At 72.0% G+C, this 20,336-nt stretch carries 16 protein-coding genes; 7 read left to right on the forward strand and 9 right to left on the reverse strand.

Features of this window, described 5'->3' with window-relative positions:
• The first annotated feature begins 171 nt into the window (after positions 1 to 171).
• From ACZ5VD_RS40920 to ACZ5VD_RS40935, 4 genes are all read left to right on the forward strand, one after another.
• Positions 172 to 1,800 carry an FAD-dependent monooxygenase gene (locus ACZ5VD_RS40920; protein WP_468685534.1) on the forward strand — a complete coding sequence of 543 codons (1,629 nt, stop codon included), beginning with the start codon at positions 172 to 174 and terminating at the stop codon, positions 1,798 to 1,800.
• Positions 1,801 to 1,967: 167 nt separating this feature from the next.
• On the forward strand, positions 1,968 to 2,039 hold the full coding sequence (locus ACZ5VD_RS40925) for a putative leader peptide (RefSeq protein WP_309544753.1): 72 nt from the start codon (positions 1,968 to 1,970) through the stop codon (positions 2,037 to 2,039).
• A gap of 81 nt (positions 2,040 to 2,120) precedes the next feature.
• A complete protein-coding gene (locus ACZ5VD_RS40930; RefSeq protein ID WP_468685536.1) occupies positions 2,121 to 2,657 on the forward strand; it encodes a cupin domain-containing protein in 537 nt (178 codons plus the stop codon).
• 140 nt (positions 2,658 to 2,797) lie between these two features.
• Positions 2,798 to 3,214 carry a rhodanese-like domain-containing protein gene (locus tag ACZ5VD_RS40935; RefSeq protein WP_468554416.1) on the forward strand — a complete coding sequence of 139 codons (417 nt, stop codon included), beginning with the start codon at positions 2,798 to 2,800 and terminating at the stop codon, positions 3,212 to 3,214.
• Positions 3,215 to 3,538: 324 nt separating this feature from the next.
• On the opposite strand, the gene ACZ5VD_RS40940 is transcribed toward ACZ5VD_RS40935, so the two are convergent.
• The 6 genes from ACZ5VD_RS40940 to ACZ5VD_RS40965 all read right to left on the reverse strand — a co-directional run bounded on the left by ACZ5VD_RS40940 (position 3,539) and on the right by ACZ5VD_RS40965 (position 11,323).
• Positions 3,539 to 6,220: an FtsX-like permease family protein gene (locus tag ACZ5VD_RS40940; protein ID WP_468685537.1), complete on the reverse strand. Its 2,682-nt coding sequence runs from the start codon at positions 6,218 to 6,220 to the stop codon at positions 3,539 to 3,541.
• Positions 6,217 to 6,993, reverse strand: a complete 777-nt coding sequence (locus ACZ5VD_RS40945; RefSeq protein ID WP_468685539.1) for a winged helix-turn-helix domain-containing protein — start codon at positions 6,991 to 6,993, stop codon at positions 6,217 to 6,219. The genes ACZ5VD_RS40940 and ACZ5VD_RS40945 overlap by 4 nt, the downstream gene beginning before the upstream one ends.
• A 428-nt stretch (positions 6,994 to 7,421) precedes the next feature.
• Positions 7,422 to 8,312, reverse strand: coding sequence for a recombination regulator RecX (recX, locus tag ACZ5VD_RS40950; RefSeq protein ID WP_468554396.1), 891 nt, complete (start codon positions 8,310 to 8,312; stop codon positions 7,422 to 7,424).
• A 3-nt stretch (positions 8,313 to 8,315) separates the two neighbouring features.
• Positions 8,316 to 9,443 carry a recombinase RecA gene (gene recA, locus ACZ5VD_RS40955; RefSeq protein WP_468554397.1) on the reverse strand — a complete coding sequence of 376 codons (1,128 nt, stop codon included), beginning with the start codon at positions 9,441 to 9,443 and terminating at the stop codon, positions 8,316 to 8,318.
• Between the two features lie 371 nt (positions 9,444 to 9,814).
• Positions 9,815 to 11,068: an AI-2E family transporter gene (locus tag ACZ5VD_RS40960; protein WP_468685540.1), complete on the reverse strand. Its 1,254-nt coding sequence runs from the start codon at positions 11,066 to 11,068 to the stop codon at positions 9,815 to 9,817.
• A 60-nt stretch (positions 11,069 to 11,128) separates the two neighbouring features.
• The gene (locus ACZ5VD_RS40965; RefSeq protein WP_468554399.1) at positions 11,129 to 11,323 is read right to left on the reverse strand and encodes a DUF3046 domain-containing protein; all 195 of its coding nucleotides are present in this window, start codon (positions 11,321 to 11,323) and stop codon (positions 11,129 to 11,131) included.
• A gap of 80 nt (positions 11,324 to 11,403) precedes the next feature.
• On the opposite strand from ACZ5VD_RS40965, the gene ACZ5VD_RS40970 reads away from it, so the two are divergent.
• Positions 11,404 to 12,348, forward strand: coding sequence for a hypothetical protein (locus ACZ5VD_RS40970; protein WP_468685541.1), 945 nt, complete (start codon positions 11,404 to 11,406; stop codon positions 12,346 to 12,348).
• Positions 12,349 to 12,364: 16 nt separating this feature from the next.
• Here the strand turns inward: ACZ5VD_RS40970 and ACZ5VD_RS40975 are convergent, their stop codons facing one another.
• From ACZ5VD_RS40975 to ACZ5VD_RS40985, 3 genes are read right to left on the reverse strand one after another with little or no spacing between them, the layout of a single operon-like run.
• Positions 12,365 to 12,673, reverse strand: coding sequence for an AzlD domain-containing protein (locus ACZ5VD_RS40975; protein ID WP_468554401.1), 309 nt, complete (start codon positions 12,671 to 12,673; stop codon positions 12,365 to 12,367).
• Complete coding sequence (locus ACZ5VD_RS40980) at positions 12,670 to 13,404, reverse strand: AzlC family ABC transporter permease (protein WP_468685543.1); 735 nt, start codon at positions 13,402 to 13,404, stop codon at positions 12,670 to 12,672. The genes ACZ5VD_RS40975 and ACZ5VD_RS40980 overlap by 4 nt, the downstream gene beginning before the upstream one ends.
• Positions 13,389 to 14,267 carry an AraC family transcriptional regulator gene (locus ACZ5VD_RS40985; protein ID WP_468554417.1) on the reverse strand — a complete coding sequence of 293 codons (879 nt, stop codon included), beginning with the start codon at positions 14,265 to 14,267 and terminating at the stop codon, positions 13,389 to 13,391. Before ACZ5VD_RS40985 ends, ACZ5VD_RS40980 begins: the two co-directional genes overlap by 16 nt.
• Before the next feature lie 258 nt (positions 14,268 to 14,525).
• Between ACZ5VD_RS40985 and ACZ5VD_RS40990 the strand changes: the two genes are divergently transcribed.
• Together ACZ5VD_RS40990 and ACZ5VD_RS40995 are read left to right on the forward strand one after the other, a co-directional pair.
• Entirely contained in the window at positions 14,526 to 19,370 is a 4,845-nt protein-coding gene (locus tag ACZ5VD_RS40990; RefSeq protein WP_468685544.1) for an ATP-dependent helicase, read from the forward strand.
• A 129-nt stretch (positions 19,371 to 19,499) separates the two neighbouring features.
• The gene (locus ACZ5VD_RS40995; RefSeq protein WP_468554404.1) at positions 19,500 to 20,324 is read left to right on the forward strand and encodes an Fpg/Nei family DNA glycosylase; all 825 of its coding nucleotides are present in this window, start codon (positions 19,500 to 19,502) and stop codon (positions 20,322 to 20,324) included.
• Positions 20,325 to 20,336: the final 12 nt, after the last annotated feature.

Raw genomic sequence — 20,336 nt, forward strand, 5'->3', positions numbered from 1 at the left:
GTCAGATGACCTGAACGGCACGGAGGGCAGTGGCATGATCGCCACTGCCCTCCGTCACTTGACGCAAGCACCGGCAATGGGTTGCATACGTTCTGTGATCGTGCACCCTGCTCAAACTTCCTGTTCACCCATGTCCCACGGGACACCGCCGCGGGCAGGGGGCGCCGCGCCGTGGACCCGGTGATCATCGTCGGGGCGGGGCCCGTCGGGCTCACGCTCGCCCTGGCTCTGGCCCGACAGGAGGTACCGTCCGTCGTCCTGGACGAGGGCCCGGGCAAGGACGAACCCCGCCTCGCGCGCACGGCCGTCCTGCGCGAGGACACCGCCGCCCTCATGGAGCGGCTGACCGGCGTGCCGCTCGCCGAGGCCGGCGTCCACTGGGCCGGATGGCGGTCGATGCGGCGCAAGCAGGTGATGCGCGAGGTCACCTTCGGGGGCACCGCCGAGACCGAGGACGACGGCGGCCCCGCCCCCCTGCACATCGCCCAGCACGTGCTGACCGGCGCCCTGCGCGCCGCCCTCTCCGGCGAGCGTCTCGTCAAGATCGCCGTCGAGAGCCGTCTCGACCGCGTCGAGCAGGAGACCTCCGGCGTCACCGCCCACACCCGCGGCCCCAAGGGCACCTGGTGGCGCGGCAGTTACCTGGTCGGCTGCGACGGCCCGCGCTCGACGGTACGCAAGCTCCAGGACATCCGCTTCCCGGGCCGTACGGCGGTGGAACGTCACGCCGTCGCCGCTCTGCGCACCGAACTCCCGTGGCCCGACCAGGCGTTACTGCACCGTATGCCGCCGTGGCGCACGAGTGGCCCCTCGGCCGGCGAGATCACCGGACGCCCCCTGCCGGGCGGGGTGTGGCGCCTGGACTGGCTACTGCCGCCGGGCAAGGACCTGGTCACGCCGGAACTGCTGGTGGCCCGGGTCCGGGAGACCCTGGCCGGCTGGACCGGCGGCTCGACACCGCCGTACGAACTCCTGGACACCGGTGTCCACACGGTCCATCACCGGCTGGCCCGCCGCTGGCGCGCCGGACGGGTCCTCCTCGCCGGGGACGCGGCGCACCTGCTCGGCGCGCTCGGCACCCAGGGCCTCGACGAGGGGCTCAAGGACACCGACAACCTCGCCTGGAAGCTGGCGCTGGCCTGGCACCACGGGCCGCACGAGGCGTTGCTCGACAGCTACCAGGCCGAGCGGCGCGCGGTCGTCGCCGCCCGGCTGCGCGCCGCCGACCAGGCCCTGCCGTTGCTGCGCGCCGGCGGGAACCTGCGCGCGTACGTCCCCGGCTCGGCGCGCGGTCACGACGCACTGCTCACGGACGGTCACTTGGGGCGCGGCCCGCTCGGTGCGCCGGGGGCGTACGCCGACTCACCGCTCGCACCCCGACACCTCGAAGGAGAGGCCCCGGTCGACACCGCGCCCGGCGAGCCGGTCACCGATGTGCGGGTCACGGCGGAGGACGGCTCCTTCGTACGGCTGCGGGACCGCCTCGGCCGCGGCGCGCTGCTCGTCGTCCTGATCGCGCCCGGCACCGGCGTGTGGGAGCGCAAGCACTGGGTGACCGCCGGGATCATGCCCCGACTGGCGGCGGCGGTGGCCGCGCTGCCGCACCCCGCCGAACTGCTCGTCGCCGAGGAGTACCCGGGCGCGGCCCCGCACACGGTCCTTCTGGTACGCCCCGACGGTCACCTCGTCGCGGCACTGACCGGGGTCCGGCCGGCCGACCTGTACGCGGCGGCCGAGGCGGCACTGGGCGGACCGGTGCGGACGGGGGCGCAAGCGGGGGCGGGCGCCGGCCCACGATGAGGTGACGGTGCCGTGCGCTGTCGCACAGCACCGCACCGCACCGCACCGCACAACACCGCTCTGTACTGCGCTGTGCCGTGCTCACTGTCACTGTGCGTCCACATAGTGACAGTGAGTTGACCGGTCCGGGCCGCCATGGTGTACTCCGGATCGTGACCGACACCTGTGTGCGCCTGTGGCGGAGGGTCCATATGGACCTCGTCCGTTATGCGGGCTGCGTGTGTCGCCCGTCCTGCTGAACTCGCACCCCTCTTTTCTTCGGCGCGCTCCGCTTCTGCGTTGACGCGCGCTCCTCGCGAACGCTCATCAGGACGGTGCCCGTGTCTGTCTCCCCCTCCCCTGTTGTCCCTGTCTCCCCTGTCGCCACCCCCACGCAGGCGGACCTCCTCGACTTCGTACGGCGTACGGCCGCCGACGCGGAACTGATCGACTCGCTTCCCCTCGACCCGGAGGGCCGGACCTGGGTGCGGCTGGAGGGGCCCGGGGGCAGCGAGGCCTGGCTGATCGGCTGGCCGCCCGGCAGCGGCACCGGCTGGCACGACCACGCCGAGTCGGTCGGCGCGTTCGTGACCGCGACCGGCGAACTCAAGGAGCACTCGCTCGCCGCCCGGCTGCCCGCCGACGGCTGGAAGACACTGGAACTGAGCGAGGGCGTCGACCGGAAGCGCCGGCTGCCCGCCGGACAGGGCCGCGCCTTCGGCCGCCACCACGTCCACGAGGTCCTCAACGAGTCCACCGAACAGCACGCGATCTCCGTCCACGCCTACTACCCGCCGCTGCCGCAGATCCGCCGCTACAGCCGCAGCGGGCCGGTCCTGCGCCTGGAGCAGGTGGAGCGTCCGGAGGACTGGCAGTGAGCGACGTACGTACGTCGGCGGACCGGCGCGTCGGAAGGCCCGCCGTGGACGAGGCGGACATCGTCCGGACGGCAGCCGACGAACCGGACGCGCACGTCGACGACGGACCGGCGACAAGAGAGGTACGCGCGTCGACCGAGATACGTGGGGCGGAGCCGGACAGTGTCCGTGAACAGCCGGTCGGTATCGACGAGTTGCTGGAGCGGGTGCGCGGGGATTTCGAGCGGGTCGAGGCACAGGAGGCGTACGACGCCGCTCTGGCCGGGGACGCGCTGCTGGTGGACATCCGCTACGCCGCCCTGCGCGAGCGGGACGGTCTGGTCCCCGGCGCCCTCGTCGTCGAACGCAACGAACTGGAGTGGCGTCTCGATCCGCAGGGCAGCCACCGCGCCGTCGAGGCCACGAGCCACGACCTGCGCGTCGTGGTGATCTGCAACGAGGGGTACGCCTCCAGCCTGGCCGCCGCCTCCCTGCACCGGTTGGGGCTGCGACGGGCCACCGACCTGGTCGGAGGGTTCCAGGCCTGGAAGGCGGCCGGGCTGCCGGTGACGTCGTAGGCGTCCGCCCGCTCGGGACAACCCTCCTGAGTGGGCGTCAGCAGCCGTCCGGCGGGCTGTACAGCGGTGCCGTGCCCCCGTTGCCGCTGGTCGGCGGCCGGGCCGGCGCGTTGCCGAGCTCGTCGACCCTCTCGTCGCACGGCAAAGCGAGGGTGTGGTCACGGCCAACTCGCCGATGTCCGCGGCCGAGCGGGACACGGTGGCCGCGAGACAGCCGTCCTTGCGCGCGGCCAGCGCTCTCGTCCGTGCCGTTGACCGTCTCTTGCTCGGGCTCCTGGCGGGCCTCGTTCCTGGGCCCCTGGTGCCGGGCTTGCCGGGCGCCGCTTACTCCTTGGCGGAGGCCGCGGTGACCGGGCAGGGCCGGAGCGCGAGCCGCCCGGGTGCGGCGGTGGCGACGAGGGCGAGCAGGCCCGCACCGGCGACGACACAGACGTACGTCAGCGGGGTGACCGTGGGCGCGGCACGACCCGTCATGCCGACGCTGAACGCAGTGAGGACGGCCAGCGCGATGCCGCTGCCGAGGACCGTGCCGAGGAGCAGCACCGACAACGCCTCGATACGCAGCATCCGCAGCACCTGGCGACGGGTCGCCCCCGCGAGGCGGAGCAGGGCGAACTCCCGGACACGTGCCGAGACCGACATGGCGAGCGTGTTGACGACGGCGATGGCGGTGAAGGCCAGGACCAGCCCCATGGCCAGGTAGTTGACCTCGGCGTTCGCCTGCTCCCGTGCGGCCTGGAGCGAATCGGCGGCGGCCGGATCGAGAATACGGACGCCCGGGAACTCACGGAGCGTAGTCGCGAGTTGTGTCTGTGTACGGTCCGTGGCAACGAGGACGAAGGAGGAGAGCGGGTTGTCCACGTGTCGCGCGACAAGGTCGTGCGCGAAGGTGAGGTCTCCGAAACCGAGACCCCTGGCATAGACGGCGACGACGGTGAGTGTGGCGGGCGTGCCGTCGCCGAGCGTCAGCTTCAGGGTGCCGCCCGGCTTCAAGTGCCTCTGGTCCGCGGCCAGTTCGCTTACGGCGACGGTGTGCTCGGTGAGCTTGCCGAGCGAGCCCTCGGTCACCTCCGGGTCCCAGGTCCGGGTGAGGCCGGCCGGAGTGACGCCCTGGGCCGCGTACTTGTCGAGGCCGACCCGGACGGTCGTACGGACGACCTCGGTGACGACGTCACCGTGCGTACGCAGCTGACGTGCGGCCTCGGCCGGAACACCCGGCCCCGGGGAAGCGGCGACCCAGTCGGCGTGCACGCCTTCACGGACCTGGGCACGGGCCGCGTCGCCGAGGGTCGGCTGAACGAACAGGACGGTGCAGGTCATGCCGATGAGCAGGGTGAGGGGAGTGACTACAGAGGCCATGCGGACGGCGTAGGCCCGAACGTTGGTGGTGGCGAGCTTCCCGCCGTGCCCGGTAAGACGCAGCGGACCGGCGAGCAGCGCGGCCGCCGCCTTGACGAGGAGCGGCCCGAGCAGCGCGACGGAGGTGGACAGAACGACAACGGCGAGGAAGGTCACAGGCGTTGAGGCGGGTTCGGTCCGCAGACCACCGAGCACGACGACGAGGACGACTCCGCCGGCGAGCAACACCAGACCGGCCAGGATGCGCCCCCACGCGGGCCCACCGCGCTCGGTCTCGGCTTCGGCGAGTGCCTCGGCCGGACGGATCCGGGAGATCCGGCGTGCGGCGATCCGTGCCGCGGCCCAGGCGCCGAAGACCGTGACGAGGAGAGCGGCGAACAGGGGCAGGACACTGACGGTGTGTTGGAGCGTCGCGGGTACGGCCCCCATGTCGACGAACCTGCCGTGCAGCCAGGCGCCCAGCGGCAGCCCGGCGACCGCGCCCAGTGAGCCTGCGACCGTGCCCACGATCACCGCTTCCCGTCCGAGCAGCTTGCGGATCTGCCCGGACGTGGCGGCGATGGCGCGCAGCAACGCGAGTTCGCGGTGGCGCTCCTGGACGGAGAGGCCGAACGTCCCGACGACCACGAGAATCGCCACCAGCAGCGAGGTCCCACCCATCGCCCCACCCATACTGACCAACTTGGTCCGCGCCGAGGCGGCATCGAGGAACTCGACGGGGCCGCGTGCGTCACCGACGGTGACGAGGGCGGTGGCCCCGTGGGCGGTGGGGCCGGTAGCAGTGACGCCGGAGACGGTGGCGCCCGAGGCGGTCGCGGCGGAGCCAGCGGTGGCGAAGGCAGTCGTCGCACGACGTGCGTCGGTGTCGCCGTTGGTGTTGTTCTCGCTGTCGGTGTCGGTGCGCAGTGCCTTCGTGACGGCCTCACGGAGCTGGTCCGGGTTGGCGCCCTCGGTCGGGATCACTCCGAACGCGGTGACCTGTCCGTCGTGCCCGGCGAGGCGGCGGGCCTCGCCCGCGGAGAAGAACAGCGACGTCTGGTGGCGTACGTCCGTGGCAGGGGCGGCGATACCGGTGATCCGGTAACTGCGCGGAGCCTGCGTCGACTGCGCGATGAGGTGGTCGCCGGGCCGAAGGCCGGCCCGCTCCGCGAGGTCCCGGTCGATGACCAGGTCGGTGGCCGACTTCGGGGCGGTTCCACCGGTGAGCCGATACGGCGTCAGCGCGGCGGAGTCCCAGGCGTGCCCGTACGCGGTCCGACCGCCGGTCCCGACGGGTGTCCCAGTGGATGTCAACGGCTGGGCGAGAAAGGTCAGTTCGGGGATCACGCGGGCGACACCCGGAGTGTCGGCGATCGTCCGCTCCAGGCTCAGCGGCAGCCAGGCGCGCTCGGCGATCGGTTTCGCCTTGTGCTTGACCTTGGTCTTGCCCTTCTTGTGCGTGACGGTCGTCCGGTGGACGTTCTGGTCGGCGGAGACCACCACGGGCGTCGCGGCATAGCGCTCGGTGCGGATCGTGCCGCGCAGGCCCGTCTCAAGCAGGGTGCCGCAGGCGGTGACCAGGGCGGCCGCGCACATCAACGCGAGGAAGGCACCGAGGAAACCGGCTTTCCGGGCCCGGACCGTCCGAAGGGCGTATCGCAGCATCATGAGAGGTCGGCCTCTTTTCTGTTGCGCGGGACGCCCGGACCATCGACATGGTCGGCATCGCCGGGGGCATCGATGTCGTCTTCGGTGGTGAGGGCGGAGGCGAGGACCGGGGCCGTGGCCGGGAAGGCGAGGAATCGGGTGAGCACCGTGCGTGCGTCGGCCGGGGTTTCGGCTTCGGGTCGCTTGTAGCGGTTGAGGAGCGCGATGTACTCCTCGAAGAACTCCAGGAGTTCGGGCAAGGTCAGCCGGATGGTGCCGCGCGAGTAGGGGAAGGCGTCCGCCCAGGGCCCGGCTTCCGTCGTGTCGCGTTGCAGCCGCTCGAAGAGCTCCAGGTCGGCGGCGTACGCATGATGGTTCAGCTCGTCCATGACCTGCCGCAGCTCGGCGCTCTGCCGACTGCGCGGCGGAAAGCGCCGGTCTCCCGGAACGGCCCGCCACCAGCGCTCCCGGCCATGCCCGACCGCCCGGCGCCTGGGCTCTCCCGTGTGTGCCCCTGCACCCGGCTCCGCGCCCGCGCTCTCCTCCGCGTCCTGCTCCGTCTCCTCGACGAAACCGTGCCGCGCGAGTTCCCGCAGGTGGTAGCTGGTGGATCCGGTGTTCAGACCCAGTGCCCGGGCGAGCGTGGCGGAGGTCGCGGGGCCGTTCAGCGTCAGGTGCTGCAGCATGCGCTGCCTGCGGGGGTGGGCGAGGGCCTTCAGTGCGGCCAGGTCGGAGAGTTCGACGGGGCTGTGCGGGGCCTGCGCCGAGGCCTGTGCATCGGGTTCCTGCTGCATGTGTACACAGTCGTCTGTGCACAGGATGGTGTGCACTGCGGTGCCCCGGCGTCTGTGGTGGGGGGTTAACCCCACCCCGCTCCTGGAATTCCGACGAGGAACGGGCCGACGAAACACATCATCCGGGCCGAGCGCGAATCACCTCCCGGCGACCGCTGCCGGGGGAGAACCATCCGTGACGGTTGTTCACGTCACCGTCGCGCAGTCGCGCTCACGCTCTGGATCACCTTCGACCACGTCTCCGGAAAGGCGGCAGCGCGCCCCGCTCCCGAACGCGATGGGCGCCCCCGCGCGTCCACCGTGCCCGACTCACCGAGCGACACTGCCGTACCCCTCCCCCGCCCCGGCCTCGCGATCCTCGCCCGCCCTGCAGAGCCCCCTCGCCAGAACCCGGCGTCAGAAGCACTGGCACTGCTCAGAACCGCTGCTCAGAACCCTTCGTCCCCGAGGAACTCCGCGTCCTGGCCCTCCTCCTCCAGCGCCTGCCGGACCACCCGTAGGGCCATGCCCTCGGGGTATCCCTTGCGTGCGAGCATTCCGGCGAGGCGGCGCAGCCGTTTGTCGCGGTCGAGGCCCCGGCTGGAGCGCAGCTTGCGGGCGACGAGGTCACGCGCGGTCGCCTCCTCCTGCTCGGAGTCGAGCTGGCCTACGGCCTCGTCGATGAGTGTGGGGTCGATGCCCTTGGTCCGTAGTTCCTGGACGAGGGCACGCCGGGCCAGTCCTCGTCCGTGGTGCCGGGACTCCACCCAGGCCTCCGCGAACGCGCTGTCGTTGATCAGCCCGACCTCCTCGAACCGTGACAGCACCTCCTCGGCGGCGTCGTCGGGGATCTCCCGCTTGCGCAGGGCGTCCGCGAGTTGCTTTCTCGTGCGGGGGTTCCCGGTCAGCAGGCGCAGACAGATCGCCCGTGCCTGCTCGACCGGGTCCTTCGGGGACTCCTCCTTCTCGGCCCTCGACGAGAAAGGGGAGCCTCCGTCCTCACCGGACGACTCCGCGCGGCCACGCCGACGGCGTCCGCGGGAACCGCCCGAGCCCTGTGCCCCACCGTTGCGGCGGAAGCCACCGGCAGCCCCCTCGCCGCCGAACGCCGAGGGGTCGCCATCCGACCCACCCGACAGCCCGTCCGCCCCCCGTCCACCGCCCGGCTCGTCGTCGTACGACCCCCTCGTGCCGTACGACGTCGTGCGGGCGTACTCCCCGTCCACGTCATGGACCGTGCCGTCACCGCTCATGCCGGCGAAGCGCCCGCCCTTCCCGCCCCGCTCACGCGGAGCGTCCGGGTGGGCGGCGTACTCGGCCCAGTCGGTTCGCCGTGTCACGGATCAGCTCTTGGCCGCCACGGCCTTGGTCTTGGCGACCTTGGCCGCCGCCGGAGCGGGCACCGTCTTCGCGGCGTCGTCCGTGGCCGTGGAGACCGCCGCGTCCGCGCCCGGTTCGGCGGCCGGAGCCTCGGGGCGGACTCCGACGCCCAGCTTCTCCAGGATCTTCTTCTCGATCTCGTTGGCCAGATCGGGGTTGTCCTTCAGGAAGTTGCGCGCGTTCTCCTTGCCCTGGCCGAGCTGGTCGCCCTCGTACGTGTACCAGGCGCCGGCCTTGCGGACGAAGCCGTTCTCCACGCCCATGTCGATCAGGCCGCCCTCGCGGCTGATGCCATGGCCGTAGAGGATGTCGAACTCGGCCTGCTTGAAGGGCGGGGCGACCTTGTTCTTGACGACCTTGACGCGGGTGCGGTTGCCGACCGCGTCCGTGCCGTCCTTCAGCGTCTCGATGCGGCGGATGTCGAGTCGCACCGAGGCATAGAACTTCAGCGCCCGGCCACCGGTGGTGGTCTCCGGCGAGCCGAACATGACGCCGATCTTCTCGCGGAGCTGGTTGATGAAGATCGCGGTGGTCCCGGACTGGTGGAGCGCGCCTGTGATCTTGCGGAGCGCCTGGCTCATCAGACGGGCCTGCAGACCGACGTGGCTGTCACCCATCTCGCCCTCGATCTCCGCGCGCGGGACGAGCGCCGCGACGGAGTCGATGACGATCAGGTCGAGGGCGCCGGAGCGGACCAGCATGTCCACGATCTCCAGAGCCTGCTCGCCGTTGTCGGGCTGGGACAGGATCAGGTTGTCGATGTCGACGCCGAGCTTCTTCGCGTACTCGGGGTCGAGGGCGTGCTCCGCGTCCACGAACGCGACCTGGCCGCCGGCCCGCTGTGCGTTCGCCACCGCGTGCAGGGTCAGGGTTGTCTTGCCGGAGGACTCCGGGCCGTACACCTCCACCACTCGGCCGCGCGGCAGCCCGCCGACGCCGAGGGCGACGTCGAGTGCGGTCGACCCGGTGGGGATGACTTCGATGGGTTCGTTCGGCCGCTCGCCCAGGCGCATGACCGCGCCCTTGCCGAACTGCCGTTCAATTTGTGCGAGGGCGGCATCCAGGGCCTTCTCGCGGTCGGTTCCTGCCATGGGTTCCACCCGGTTTGCTTGAGTCGATCGCTTCACGTCAAAGACGCTAACGCCTGCCACTGACAATGCGCCCCGACGCCCGTCCGGCCTGTGGATAACCCGGGCACTTCTTCACCGAAACCGTGTCGAAATGCCCCGTCGAGAGCTTCGCCGGAGCCTCCATGAGAATGGATGTTCGATTTTCGTGTCAAGCGCACCACGCGGCACCTCCGACACTACGTCCGGGCGTCCTCCCGTCGGGGGACCGACGGGCCGAGGAGCGGCCACGTCCTCCGGCCGCCCCTGGGCAACCCATCGCCAACCGTGCCGAACCACGGGCGCGGAACCCCGGGCGCCGACGGCCTCGACCGCTGCACACCCGGGTCCGGCGGTCAGGAGGGGTCGTCGGAGCGGCCCTGCGCGACCGGTCGCTTCGCCCACAGGGCACGCACGCGCGTGAACGGCCCGCCCCCCATTCCCCGCCCCCGGTGCCCGTGGACCCGGGGGTCGTCCGTGACGTCGTACCGCTTCACGTACGCCCCGAGGAAGGCCTGCAGGGTGGCGATCGCCGGGATGGCGATCAGCGCGCCCACAGCGCCGAGGAGGGCGGTGCCCGCGATGACGGAGCCGAAGGCGACCGCCGGATGGATGTCGACGGTCTTCGACGTCAGCTTGGGCTGCAGCACATAGTTCTCGAACTGCTGGTAGACCACGACGAAGATCAGCACCCACAGCGCGTACCAGGGATCGACGGTGAAGGCGATCAGCATGGGCAGGGCGCCCGCGAGATACGTGCCGATCGTGGGGATGAACTGGGAGACCAGGCCCACCCACACGGCGAGTACGGGCGCGTACGGCACGCTCAGGGCCTGGAGCAGGATGTAGTGCGCGACTCCGGAGATGAGCGCCATCAGTCCGCGCGAGTAGATGTAGCCGCCGGTCTTGTTCACGGCGATCTCCCATGCGCGCAGCACCTCGGCCTGCTTCGCGGGCGGCAGGACGGAGCAGAGCGCCCGGCGCAGCCGGGGCCCGTCGGCGGCGAAGTAGAACGAGAACAGCGTGATCGTCAGCAGCTGGAAGAGCCCGCCGAGCACCTGCCCGGACACGTCCAGGACGCCGGTGGCGCTGTTCTGCACGTAGTTGCGCAGCCAGTCGGAGCGGAGCAGTCCCTCCTGGACGTCCACTCGTCTCAGCTCGGTGCGGAAGTGCGCGTTGATCCAGTTGATGACGGAGTCGAGATACTCGGGGAAATCCTCGACGATCTTGATGATCTGGCCCGCCAGCATGGACCCGAGCAGCGTGACGAAACCCGCCGCCACGATCATCACGCCGAGAAAGACGAGAGCGGTCGCCAGTCCTCTGCGCAGTCCGCGCGAGGCCATCCAGCTCACCGCGGGTTCGATGGCCAGCGCCAGGAAGAACGCGATGAGGACGTTGATCAACAGGCCGGTGAGCTGATGGAAGGCCCAACTGCCCAGCTGGAACACGGCGATGAGGGCGAGCGCGAGCACCATGGCGCGCGGCAGCCAGCGCGGCATACGGCTGCTCGGCCCGGCAGCGTCGGCGGTAGGCGGCCGGTTGGGCGGCGTCGTGCCGATCGGAGGTGAGTGCGGGGCGTTCTGGCCGGTCTCGTCAGTGGGTGCCACGGTGCAAGTCTCGCCCACGCGACGGACACCTCAATGCCATCCTGCGATCTTCGTGACCGATCAATGCTTCTCCCACGGAACGTTCATGACCGTGCAGACCACCCGCCACACGTCCTTGGCGTCCCAGCCGGCGTCCAGCGCCTCGTGCACCGTGCGCCCGCCGAGTTCCGCCATCACGTGGTCGTGCGCGAACGTGTCGGCGTAGCCCGGACCGAAGTGATCCGTCATCCGCTCCCAGAAGACCGTCAACCGCATGACTCCAGTATCCCGCCCCTGAGAGTGGGCCTGAGCCGGGACCGCTTGCCGAGACCGCTTTCCGCCCTACGGTCTGACGCATGGCCGAAACAGGAGCTTCCCCACTCCCCCCGACGCCCCCGGCGCACTCCCCGCTCGCACGCGCCGAGCACTTCGTCTGGCTCACCGCACGCGTGCTGGAGCAGCGCCTTTTCGCGTACCACTTCCTGAAGGGCGGTGCGGACCCGGTGGAGACGGCACTGGACGCCTACCGCAACGAGGACGGCGGGTACGGCCACGCGCTGGAACCCGATCTGCGGGGCCCGGTCAGCCAGCCGCTGCACACCGGTCACGCCCTGCGCGTCCTGGACGCCGTAGGGCGCTGCGGCGGGCAGCGGGTCGAGCGGGTGTGCCGGTATCTGACCTCGGTGACCACGCCGGACGGCGCGCTGCCGGCGATCCGTCCCAGCCGGCGCGGCTACCCGGCGGCCCCCTTCCTCCCGGTCCTGGACGACCCGCCGAGCGAACTCCTCGCCACCGGGCCGGTGGTGGGCCTCCTGCACCGCAATGAGGTGTGGCACGCCTGGCTGTTCCGGGCCACGGACTTCTGCTGGCACGCGATCGAGTCCCTGGAGCGCTCGCACCCCTACGAGGTCCAGGCCGCTGTCACCTTCCTGGACCACGCTCCCGACCGCCCGCGCGCGGAGGCGGTCGCCGACCGCCTCGGCCGTCTGGTCCGCGAACACCGGCTCGCGGCGCTGGACCCCGGCCGTCTCGACGCCTACCCGGTCGCGCCGGGTTACGCCCCCGGGGAGCACCACTTCCCGCACGACTACGCGAGGACACCGACGTCCCTCGCGCGCGCGTGGTTCACGGACGAGGAGATGGGCCGTTCCCTGGACTTCCTCGCGGACGCACAGCAGCCGGACGGAGGCTGGCCACTGCGCCGGCCCCAGTGGGCACCGAGCACCACCCTGGAGGCACGCCCCATGGTGACGCTCGACGCGCTACGCGTCCTGCGGGCGTACGGCCGCACCCCGAGCTGACCCTCCCGACGCCGGCTCACCCGCCCAAGGCGCGCACCCCTGCGGTGACCAGCACAGCGGCCGCGACGACCACCAGGAAGGGGGCACGCAGAACCAACGCCACGGCGGCCGCGGCGAGCCCCACAGCCCTCGCGTCCAGCACCAGGGCCTGCCCGTCGGCGAAGGTCTGCTGAGCCGTGAGCGCGGCCAGCAGAGCCACCGGCAACAGCGCGGCGAGCCGCCTGACCACAGGCCGCTCAAGAGCACCGGCGGGCACGAGGAGCCCGCCGAGCTTGACGGCGTAGCACCCCAGAGCGGTCGCACCGATCGCGATCCAGGTGTTCAACGGTCTCCCCCTCGCCCGTCGTCACCCCTGCGACGACCGTCCGCCCACAACACGACCGGCGCCGCGAGCGCGGCCACCAGAACCGGCACTCCGGCGGGCAGCACCGGCAGCAGACCGAGCCCCAGAAGGACCGCGACACCGGCGACCGTCCGCTCGACGGCGGTCTTCAGCATGGGCGCGAGCAGCGCCAGGAAGACGGCGGGCCCGGCGGCGTCCAGCCCCCAGGCGGCGGTGTCCCCGATGGCCTCGGCCCCCAGCGCGCCGAGCAGCGTGGTGAGGTTCCACAGCACGTACAGACTGAGCCCCGTCACGGCGAACCCGATCCGTACACCGCGCCGCGTCGGCTGTGCCAGGGCCACCGCCGTCGTCTCGTCGATGACCCACTGAGCGGCGAACGGTCGCACCGCGCGCGGGAGGGCCAGCAACTGCGACAGCCGCAACCCGTAGAAGGCGTTGCGCACGCCCAGGAAGAAGGCTCCGGCCGCCGCGGTCAACGGGTTCCCGCCCGCCGCGAGCGCTCCGACCAACGCGAACTGCGACGCCCCTGTGAACACCAGGAGACTGAGCGCACAGGTCTGCCACAGAGTGAGCCCGCTCCCCGCCGAGGTCACCCCGAAGGCGAACCCGGACAGCCCGACAGCGACCCCGACCCCGAGCGCGTCGCGCACCACGGCGGAGTCGGACCTGGCTCCACCACCATCTGTCTCCACAAGATCTATCCGCTCTGCCACACGTCGGACGGTAGAAGCGGTGACCCCTGCGTGTCTTGTACATTCTTGCGCTCGCGCCGGTACGCCCCCGGCGGCACGCCCACGATCCGGGTGAAGTGCCGATTCAGATGCGGCTGGTCCGTGAACCCGACCGCGACGGCCGCCTCGGCCGGAGTCGTACCACCGTCCAGCAGCCGCCGCGCCCGACGGACCCGCGCATCGGTGAGCCAGGCGTGCGGCGGCATCCCGTACTCGTCCCGAAACGCCCGCAACAAGGCGAACGGACCGGTCCCCAGGTCACCGGCCAGTCGCTCCAGCGTCGGCGGCTCGACCATCCGCTCCTCCAGCACGGCACGCGCGCGTGCCGCGACCCGAGCCCCCGCGGTCCGCACGTCCCGCCGCGGCAGCGCCCCACCGTTCAACCGCAGCAACCGCGTGACAGCGACCCGCAGCAAAGTGTCGGCGGCCAGCGCGTTCCCCTCCTCCGCGGCGCGCAGCACCTGATGCACCAACAGCACCGCGTACGGATCCTCCAGCGCCGGCCGGACGAACCCGGGCGTCCCCCGGATCAAGGTGGTCTCAGCGGCGATCTCCGCCACCACCTCCGGCGACGGGTACACGGCCCCGTACCGCCACCCGTCGGGAACACCGGCCCGCCCCGTATGGGCCGTATCCGGATTGACCAGGGCCAGCGCCCCCGCCCCGACGTACTGATCGGCGCCCCGGCAATGAAAGACCTCGACCCCGTCAGCGATGGCGGCGATGACGAAGTTCTCATGCGTATGCCGCACGAACGTCTTCCGGATGTACCGGGCCCGCAGCAGATCGACCCCCGGCAACGCGGCATACCGCCAGTGCCGAGCCCGCTCACCCGAATGCGCCATGCCCTCATCTTCCGACACCACAACAACCAAGGACCGCTACCCCCCTCCCCCGCAAAGCCGATCACGGCGCCAAGGGGACAGGGCGGGGGTGTCCGCCCGCAGCGGACGGCGCGGCCAACGCCGGCACCTCATCGAGAAACAGCCTCCGCGCCGTTCCGAGGACGGACACCCCCGACCCGTCCCCACCCAACCCGCACCCGCACCCGCACGTTCCCGCAGGTCAACCCCATTGTCAGTACGCGGGTGCAGGATGGATGCATGGTCAGCTCCGCAAGCCAGGCACTCAAAGCCTTCTCCCCCGCGACCCGCGGCTGGTTCGCGGGCGCCTTCGACGCGCCCACCGCCGCCCAGGCAGGCGCGTGGCAGGCGATCGCAGAGGGCTCGGACGTCCTGGTAGTGGCCCCCACCGGCTCCGGCAAGACCCTGGCCGCCTTCCTGGCCGCCCTGGACCAGCTGGCCTCCACACCCCCGCCCGCCGACCCCAGGAAGCGCTGTCGCGTCCTGTACGTCTCACCGCTCAAGGCCCTCGCCGTGGATGTGGAGCGCAACCTCCGCAGCCCCCTGACCGGCATCCGCCAGGAGTCCGTCCGCCTCGGCCTGCCCGAGCCGGAGGTCAGGGTCGGCATCCGCTCCGGAGACACGCCCCCCGCCGAGCGCCGCGCCCTGTCCACCCGCCCCCCGGACATCCTGATCACCACCCCGGAGTCCCTGTTCCTGATGCTGACGTCGGCCACACGCGACGCGCTGACCGGCATCGAGACGGTGATCCTGGACGAGGTACACGCGGTCGCCGGCACCAAGCGTGGAGCCCATCTGGCCCTCTCCCTGGAGCGTCTGGACGAACTCCTGCCGAAGCCGGCCCGCCGCATCGGCCTCTCGGCCACGGTCCGCCCGGTCGACGAGGTCGCCCGCTACCTCTCCCCGCACCGCAAGGTGGAGATCGTCCAGCCGAAGTCCGGCAAGGAGTTCGACCTCTCGGTCGTCGTCCCGGTCGAGGACCTGGGCGAGCTGGGTGGCTCCCCGGTCGCCGACGGCGGCGAGACCGCGGAGCGCCCGTCGATCTGGCCGCATGTCGAGGAGCGCATCACCGACCTCGTCCAGGCCCACCGCTCGACGATCGTGTTCGCCAACTCCCGCCGCCTCGCGGAACGTCTCTGCAACAGGCTCAACGAGATCGCCTATGAGCGGGCCACCGGCGAACCCCTCGACGAGCACCACTCCCCGGCGGAACTGATGGGCGGTTCGGGAGCCGCCCAGGGCGCCCCGCCCGTCATCGCCCGGGCCCACCACGGTTCGGTCTCCAAGGAACAGCGCGCCTTGGTCGAGGAGGACCTCAAGGCCGGCCGCCTGCCCGCCGTGGTGGCGACGTCCAGCCTGGAACTGGGCATCGACATGGGCGCGGTCGATCTCGTCATCCAGGTCGAGTCGCCCCCGTCCGTGGCCTCCGGCCTCCAGCGGGTCGGCCGTGCGGGCCACCAGGTCGGCGCGGTCTCCACCGGCGTCGTCTTCCCGAAGTACCGCGGCGACCTGGTGCAGGCGGCCGTCGTCACCGAGCGCATGCGCACCGGCTCCATCGAGTCCCTCAGGGTCCCCGCCAACCCTCTGGACGTCCTTGCCCAGCAGATCGTCGCGATGACCTCGATGGACACCTGGCAGCTCGACGACCTGCTCGCCACGGTCCGCCGGGCCGCGCCCTTCGCGTCGCTCCCGGAGTCGGCGTTCACGGCCGTCCTCGACATGCTCGCCGGCCGCTACCCGTCCGACGCCTTCGCGGAACTGCGTCCGCGCGTGGTCTGGGACAGGGTCGCCGGCACGATCACCGGCCGCCCCGGCGCCCAGCGCCTCGCCGTCACCTCCGGCGGGACGATCCCCGACCGCGGCCTCTTCGGGGTCTTCCTCGCCGGATCCGACCCCAAGAAGGGCGGCGGGCGGGTCGGCGAGTTGGACGAGGAGATGGTCTACGAGTCCCGTGTGGGCGACGTCTTCACGCTCGGCACCAGCTCCTGGCGCATCGAGGACATCACCCGCGACCGCGTCCTGGTCTCCCCCGCACCGGGCGTCCCGGGCCGGCTCCCCTTCTGGAAGGGCGACCAGCTGGGCCGCCCGCTCGAACTGGGCCGCGCGGTGGGGGCGTTCCTCCGCGAGGTCGGCTCGCTGCCCAAGGAGGACGCCCGGCTCCGCCTCCTCGCCGCGGGCCTGGACAGCTGGGCCGCGGCGAACGTCCTGTCCTACCTCGACGAGCAGCGCGAGGCCTGCGGCCACATCCCGGACGACCGCACGATCGTCGTGGAACGCTTCCGCGACGAACTGGGCGACTGGCGGGTCGTCGTGCACTCCCCCTTCGGCGCCCAGGTGCACGCCCCGTGGGCCCTGGCGCTGGGCGCCAAGCTCTCCGAGCGGTACGGCATGGACGCCCAGGTCATGCACGCCGACGACGGCATCGTCCTGCGCCTGCCCGACGCCGACCTCATGGGCCTGGACCTGCTGGACCAGGAGCCGACCGGGATCGGCACGGAGTATGACGCGGCCCAGGCACCGGTCGGCGCGGCGGACGTCGTCTTCGACAAGGGCGAGGTCGACCAGATGGTCACCGACCAGGTGGGCGGCTCCGCCCTGTTCGCCTCCCGCTTCCGGGAGTGCGCCGCCCGCGCGCTGCTGCTGCCCCGCCGCAGCCCCGGCAAGCGCACCCCGCTGTGGCAGCAACGCCAGCGCGCGGCCCAACTGCTCCAGGTCGCGAGCGAGTTCGGCTCGTTCCCGATCGTCCTGGAGGCGATCCGCGAATGCCTCCAGGACGTCTTCGACGTTCCCGGCCTGGTAGAGCTGATGGGTGACCTGGAGTCCCGCAAGGTGCGGCTCGTCGAGGTCACCACCCCCGAGCCCTCCCCCTTCGCCCGCTCCCTCCTCTTCGGGTACGTCGCCCAGTTCCTGTACGAGGGAGACTCACCGCTCGCCGAGCGCCGCGCCGCCGCCCTCTCCCTGGACTCGCGGCTGCTGGCCGAGCTCCTCGGCCAGGCGGAACTGCGCGAACTGCTCGACGCCGAGGTGCTGACCGAACTGGAGCAGGAACTCCAGTGGCGCACCGAGGACCGCCGCGTCAAGGACGCCGAGGGCATCGCCGACCTGCTGCGCATGCTCGGCCCGCTCACGGAGGCCGAGTTGGCCGAGCGGGGTGCCGAACCGGAGTGGGCGCGGGAACTCGCCGGCGCCCGCCGTGCCATCCGGGTCCGGGTCGCCGGCGCCGATCACTGGGCGGCGATCGAGGACGCGGGCCGCCTGCGCGACGCGCTCGGCACGGCACTGCCGGTGGGCGTCCCGGAAGCGTTCACAGAACCCGTCAAGGACCCGCTCGGCGACCTGCTCGCCCGCTACGCCCGCACCCACGGCCCGTTCACATCGGCCACCGCGGCGGCCCGGTTCGGTCTGGGAGCGGCGGTCACCGAGGGCGCCCTCCAGCGGCTCGCGGCGACGGGCCGGGTCGTACAGGGCGAGTTCCATCCGGCCGGGATCGGCCAGGAGTGGTGTGACGCGACCGTCCTGCGCCGCCTGCGCCGCCGTTCCCTGGCCGCGCTGCGCCACGAGTTGGAACCGGTGCCGCCGCCCGCACTCGCCCAGTTCCTCCCCCAGTGGCAGCACATCGGCAAGGGGCACGGCCTGCGGGGCATCGACGGACTGGTGCGTGCCGTCGAACAGTTGCAGGGCGCCTCCGTGCCGGCGTCCGCTCTGGAGAAGCTCGTCCTGCCGTCCCGCGTCGCGCACTACACCCCCGCCATGCTGGACGAACTCACCGCGGCGGGAGAGATCGTCTGGTCCGGCGCCGGAGCGCTCCCCGGCAAGGACGGCTGGGTCTCCCTGTATCTGGCGGACGCGGCTCCCCTGCTCCTCCCGCCGCCCCACCCCCTGGAGCTGACGGCGCTCCACCAGTCCGTCCTGGACGCCCTCTCCGGGGGCTACGGCCTGTTCTTCCGCCAGATCGCCGACCAGGTCCGCGCCACCACCCACCCCGAGGCCACCGACCCCCAACTGGCCGACACCGTATGGGACCTGGCCTGGTCCGGACGGCTCACCAACGACACGCTCACCCCGATGCGCTCCCTCCTCGGCTCGGGCCGCACGGCCGGTTCCACGGCCCACCGCGCCAAGCGCACCGTCCCGCGCGGGCGCTACGGCTCACTCACGGCCGCCGCCCGGCCCGCGTCCCGCACCGGCCCGCCGACCGTCGCCGGCCGCTGGTCCCTGCTCCCGGGGCGCGAGACGGACCCCACCGTGCGCGCCCACGCCCTGGCCCGCGTCCTGCTCGACCGACACGGCGTGGTGACCAGGGGAGCCGTCTCCGCGGAGGGTGTCGAGGGCGGCTTCTCGGCGGTGTACCGCATCCTGTCCGCCTTCGAGGACAGCGGCCAGGCACGACGGGGCTATGTGGTGGAGGGTCTCGGCGCCGCACAGTTCGCCATGGACGGGGCGGTCGACCGCCTCCGCGCGGTGGCCACCGCCCGCGACCGGAACGAGACACCCCCGGCCCCGACTCAGGGCAACGGCACGCACGACGGCTTCGACACCGACTGGCCCCCCTTCCCCGCCCCCACCCCCACCCCCACCATGCGGAGCGAATGGACCTCCCCCCGCGACATCCCACCGACCGACCCCGGCACCGCTCCCGCCTACGGCCCCTACGCGTCCCCCGCCTCTCCCCACCGCAGCCGGCCGGCCCCGGACTCCCGAGCAGTCGTCCTCGCCGCCGCCGACCCCGCGAACGCCTACGGCGCGGCCCTCCCCTGGCCGGACCCTCCGACCGACGCCGGTCACAAGCCGGGCCGGAAGGCCGGTTCCCTGGTGGTTCTCGTAGACGGCGAGCTGACGCTGTACATGGAGCGGGGCGGCAAGACACTGCTGGCCTGGCACTCCGACCCGTCCGACACGACTACCGACGACCCCCGCCTGCAAGCGGCGGCCCAGGCTCTGGCCACGGCCGCCAAAGCCGGCTCCCTCGGCACGGTCACCGTGGAGCGCGTCAACGGCGTCTCGGCCCTGACGTCCCCCTTCGGCACCCTCCTGGAAGGAGCAGGTTTCATCGCCACCCCGCGCGGCCTGCGCCTCCGAGCATGACCCCGACACCCCACACAGCGGTCCCAGCCCACACAGCCCACACATCCGTCTCAGCCCAGACAGCCCAAACCCAGGTCACATCACCCCACTCCACGCCACCCCGTCCACACCCCATGCCACCCTTGACCCATGCCCGAAGGTGACACCGTCTGGCAGGCCGCGAAGCGGCTGCACACCGCCCTCGCAGGCCAGGTGCTGACCCGCAGCGACCTCCGGGTGCCGAAGTACGCCACAGCCGACCTCACAGGCCGTACCGTCCTGGACGTCACCCCGCGCGGAAAACACCTCCTCGCCCACATCGAGGGCGGCCTCACCCTCCACTCGCACCTGCGCATGGACGGCGCCTGGAAGGTGTACGCACCCCACCAGCGCTGGACCGGCGGCCCGGCCCACCAGATCCGGGTGGTCCTCGGCACCCCCGACCGCACAGCCGTCGGCTACCGCCTCCCCGTACTCGAACTGCTGCGCACCGCCGACGAACACCGCGCCGTCGGCCACCTCGGCCCCGACCTCCTGGGCCCGGACTGGAACCCGGACCAGGCCCTGGCCAACCTCCTCGCCACCCCCGCCCGCCAACTCGGCGAGGCCCTGCTCGACCAGCGCAACCTCGCCGGAATCGGCAACGTCTACAAGAGCGAACTCTGCTTCCTCCTCGGCGTCACTCCCTGGCTGCCCGCAGGTGCCCTCCCCGCCGACCGCGCCGCTCATCTGCCCGCGCTGGCGAAGAAGCTCCTGGAGGCCAACCGCGACCGCCCGGTCCGCACCACGACGGGCCGCCGAGGCCAGGAGCTCTTCGTGTACGGCCGGGCGGCCCGCCCCTGCCTCCGCTGCCACACCGCCGTCCGCATGGCCGACCAGGGCGACGGCTCCCGCGAACGCCCCACGTACTGGTGCCCGACCTGCCAACAGGGCCCGACGCCGCGCCCCACCCCGCTCCGCGGAAGACAGCGCTGAGCACACGACAGA

The organism is Streptomyces sp. NPDC032822 (assembly GCF_055578825.1).

What these genes read in the sequence shown, in the direction of transcription:
- ACZ5VD_RS40940 (WP_468685537.1), bottom strand. Translation starts at nt 6,220, where the DNA reads ATGATGCTGCGATACGCCCTTCGGACGGTCCGGGCCCGGAAAGCCGGT.
- ACZ5VD_RS40945 (WP_468685539.1), bottom strand. Translation starts at nt 6,993, where the DNA reads ATGCAGCAGGAACCCGATGCACAGGCCTCGGCGCAGGCCCCGCACAGC.
- recA (WP_468554397.1), bottom strand. Translation starts at nt 9,443, where the DNA reads ATGGCAGGAACCGACCGCGAGAAGGCCCTGGATGCCGCCCTCGCACAA.
- ACZ5VD_RS40965 (WP_468554399.1), bottom strand. Translation starts at nt 11,323, where the DNA reads ATGCGGTTGACGGTCTTCTGGGAGCGGATGACGGATCACTTCGGTCCG.
- ACZ5VD_RS40970 (WP_468685541.1), top strand. Translation starts at nt 11,404, where the DNA reads ATGGCCGAAACAGGAGCTTCCCCACTCCCCCCGACGCCCCCGGCGCAC.
- ACZ5VD_RS40985 (WP_468554417.1), bottom strand. Translation starts at nt 14,267, where the DNA reads ATGGCGCATTCGGGTGAGCGGGCTCGGCACTGGCGGTATGCCGCGTTG.
- ACZ5VD_RS40990 (WP_468685544.1), top strand. Translation starts at nt 14,526, where the DNA reads ATGGTCAGCTCCGCAAGCCAGGCACTCAAAGCCTTCTCCCCCGCGACC.
- ACZ5VD_RS40995 (WP_468554404.1), top strand. Translation starts at nt 19,500, where the DNA reads ATGCCCGAAGGTGACACCGTCTGGCAGGCCGCGAAGCGGCTGCACACC.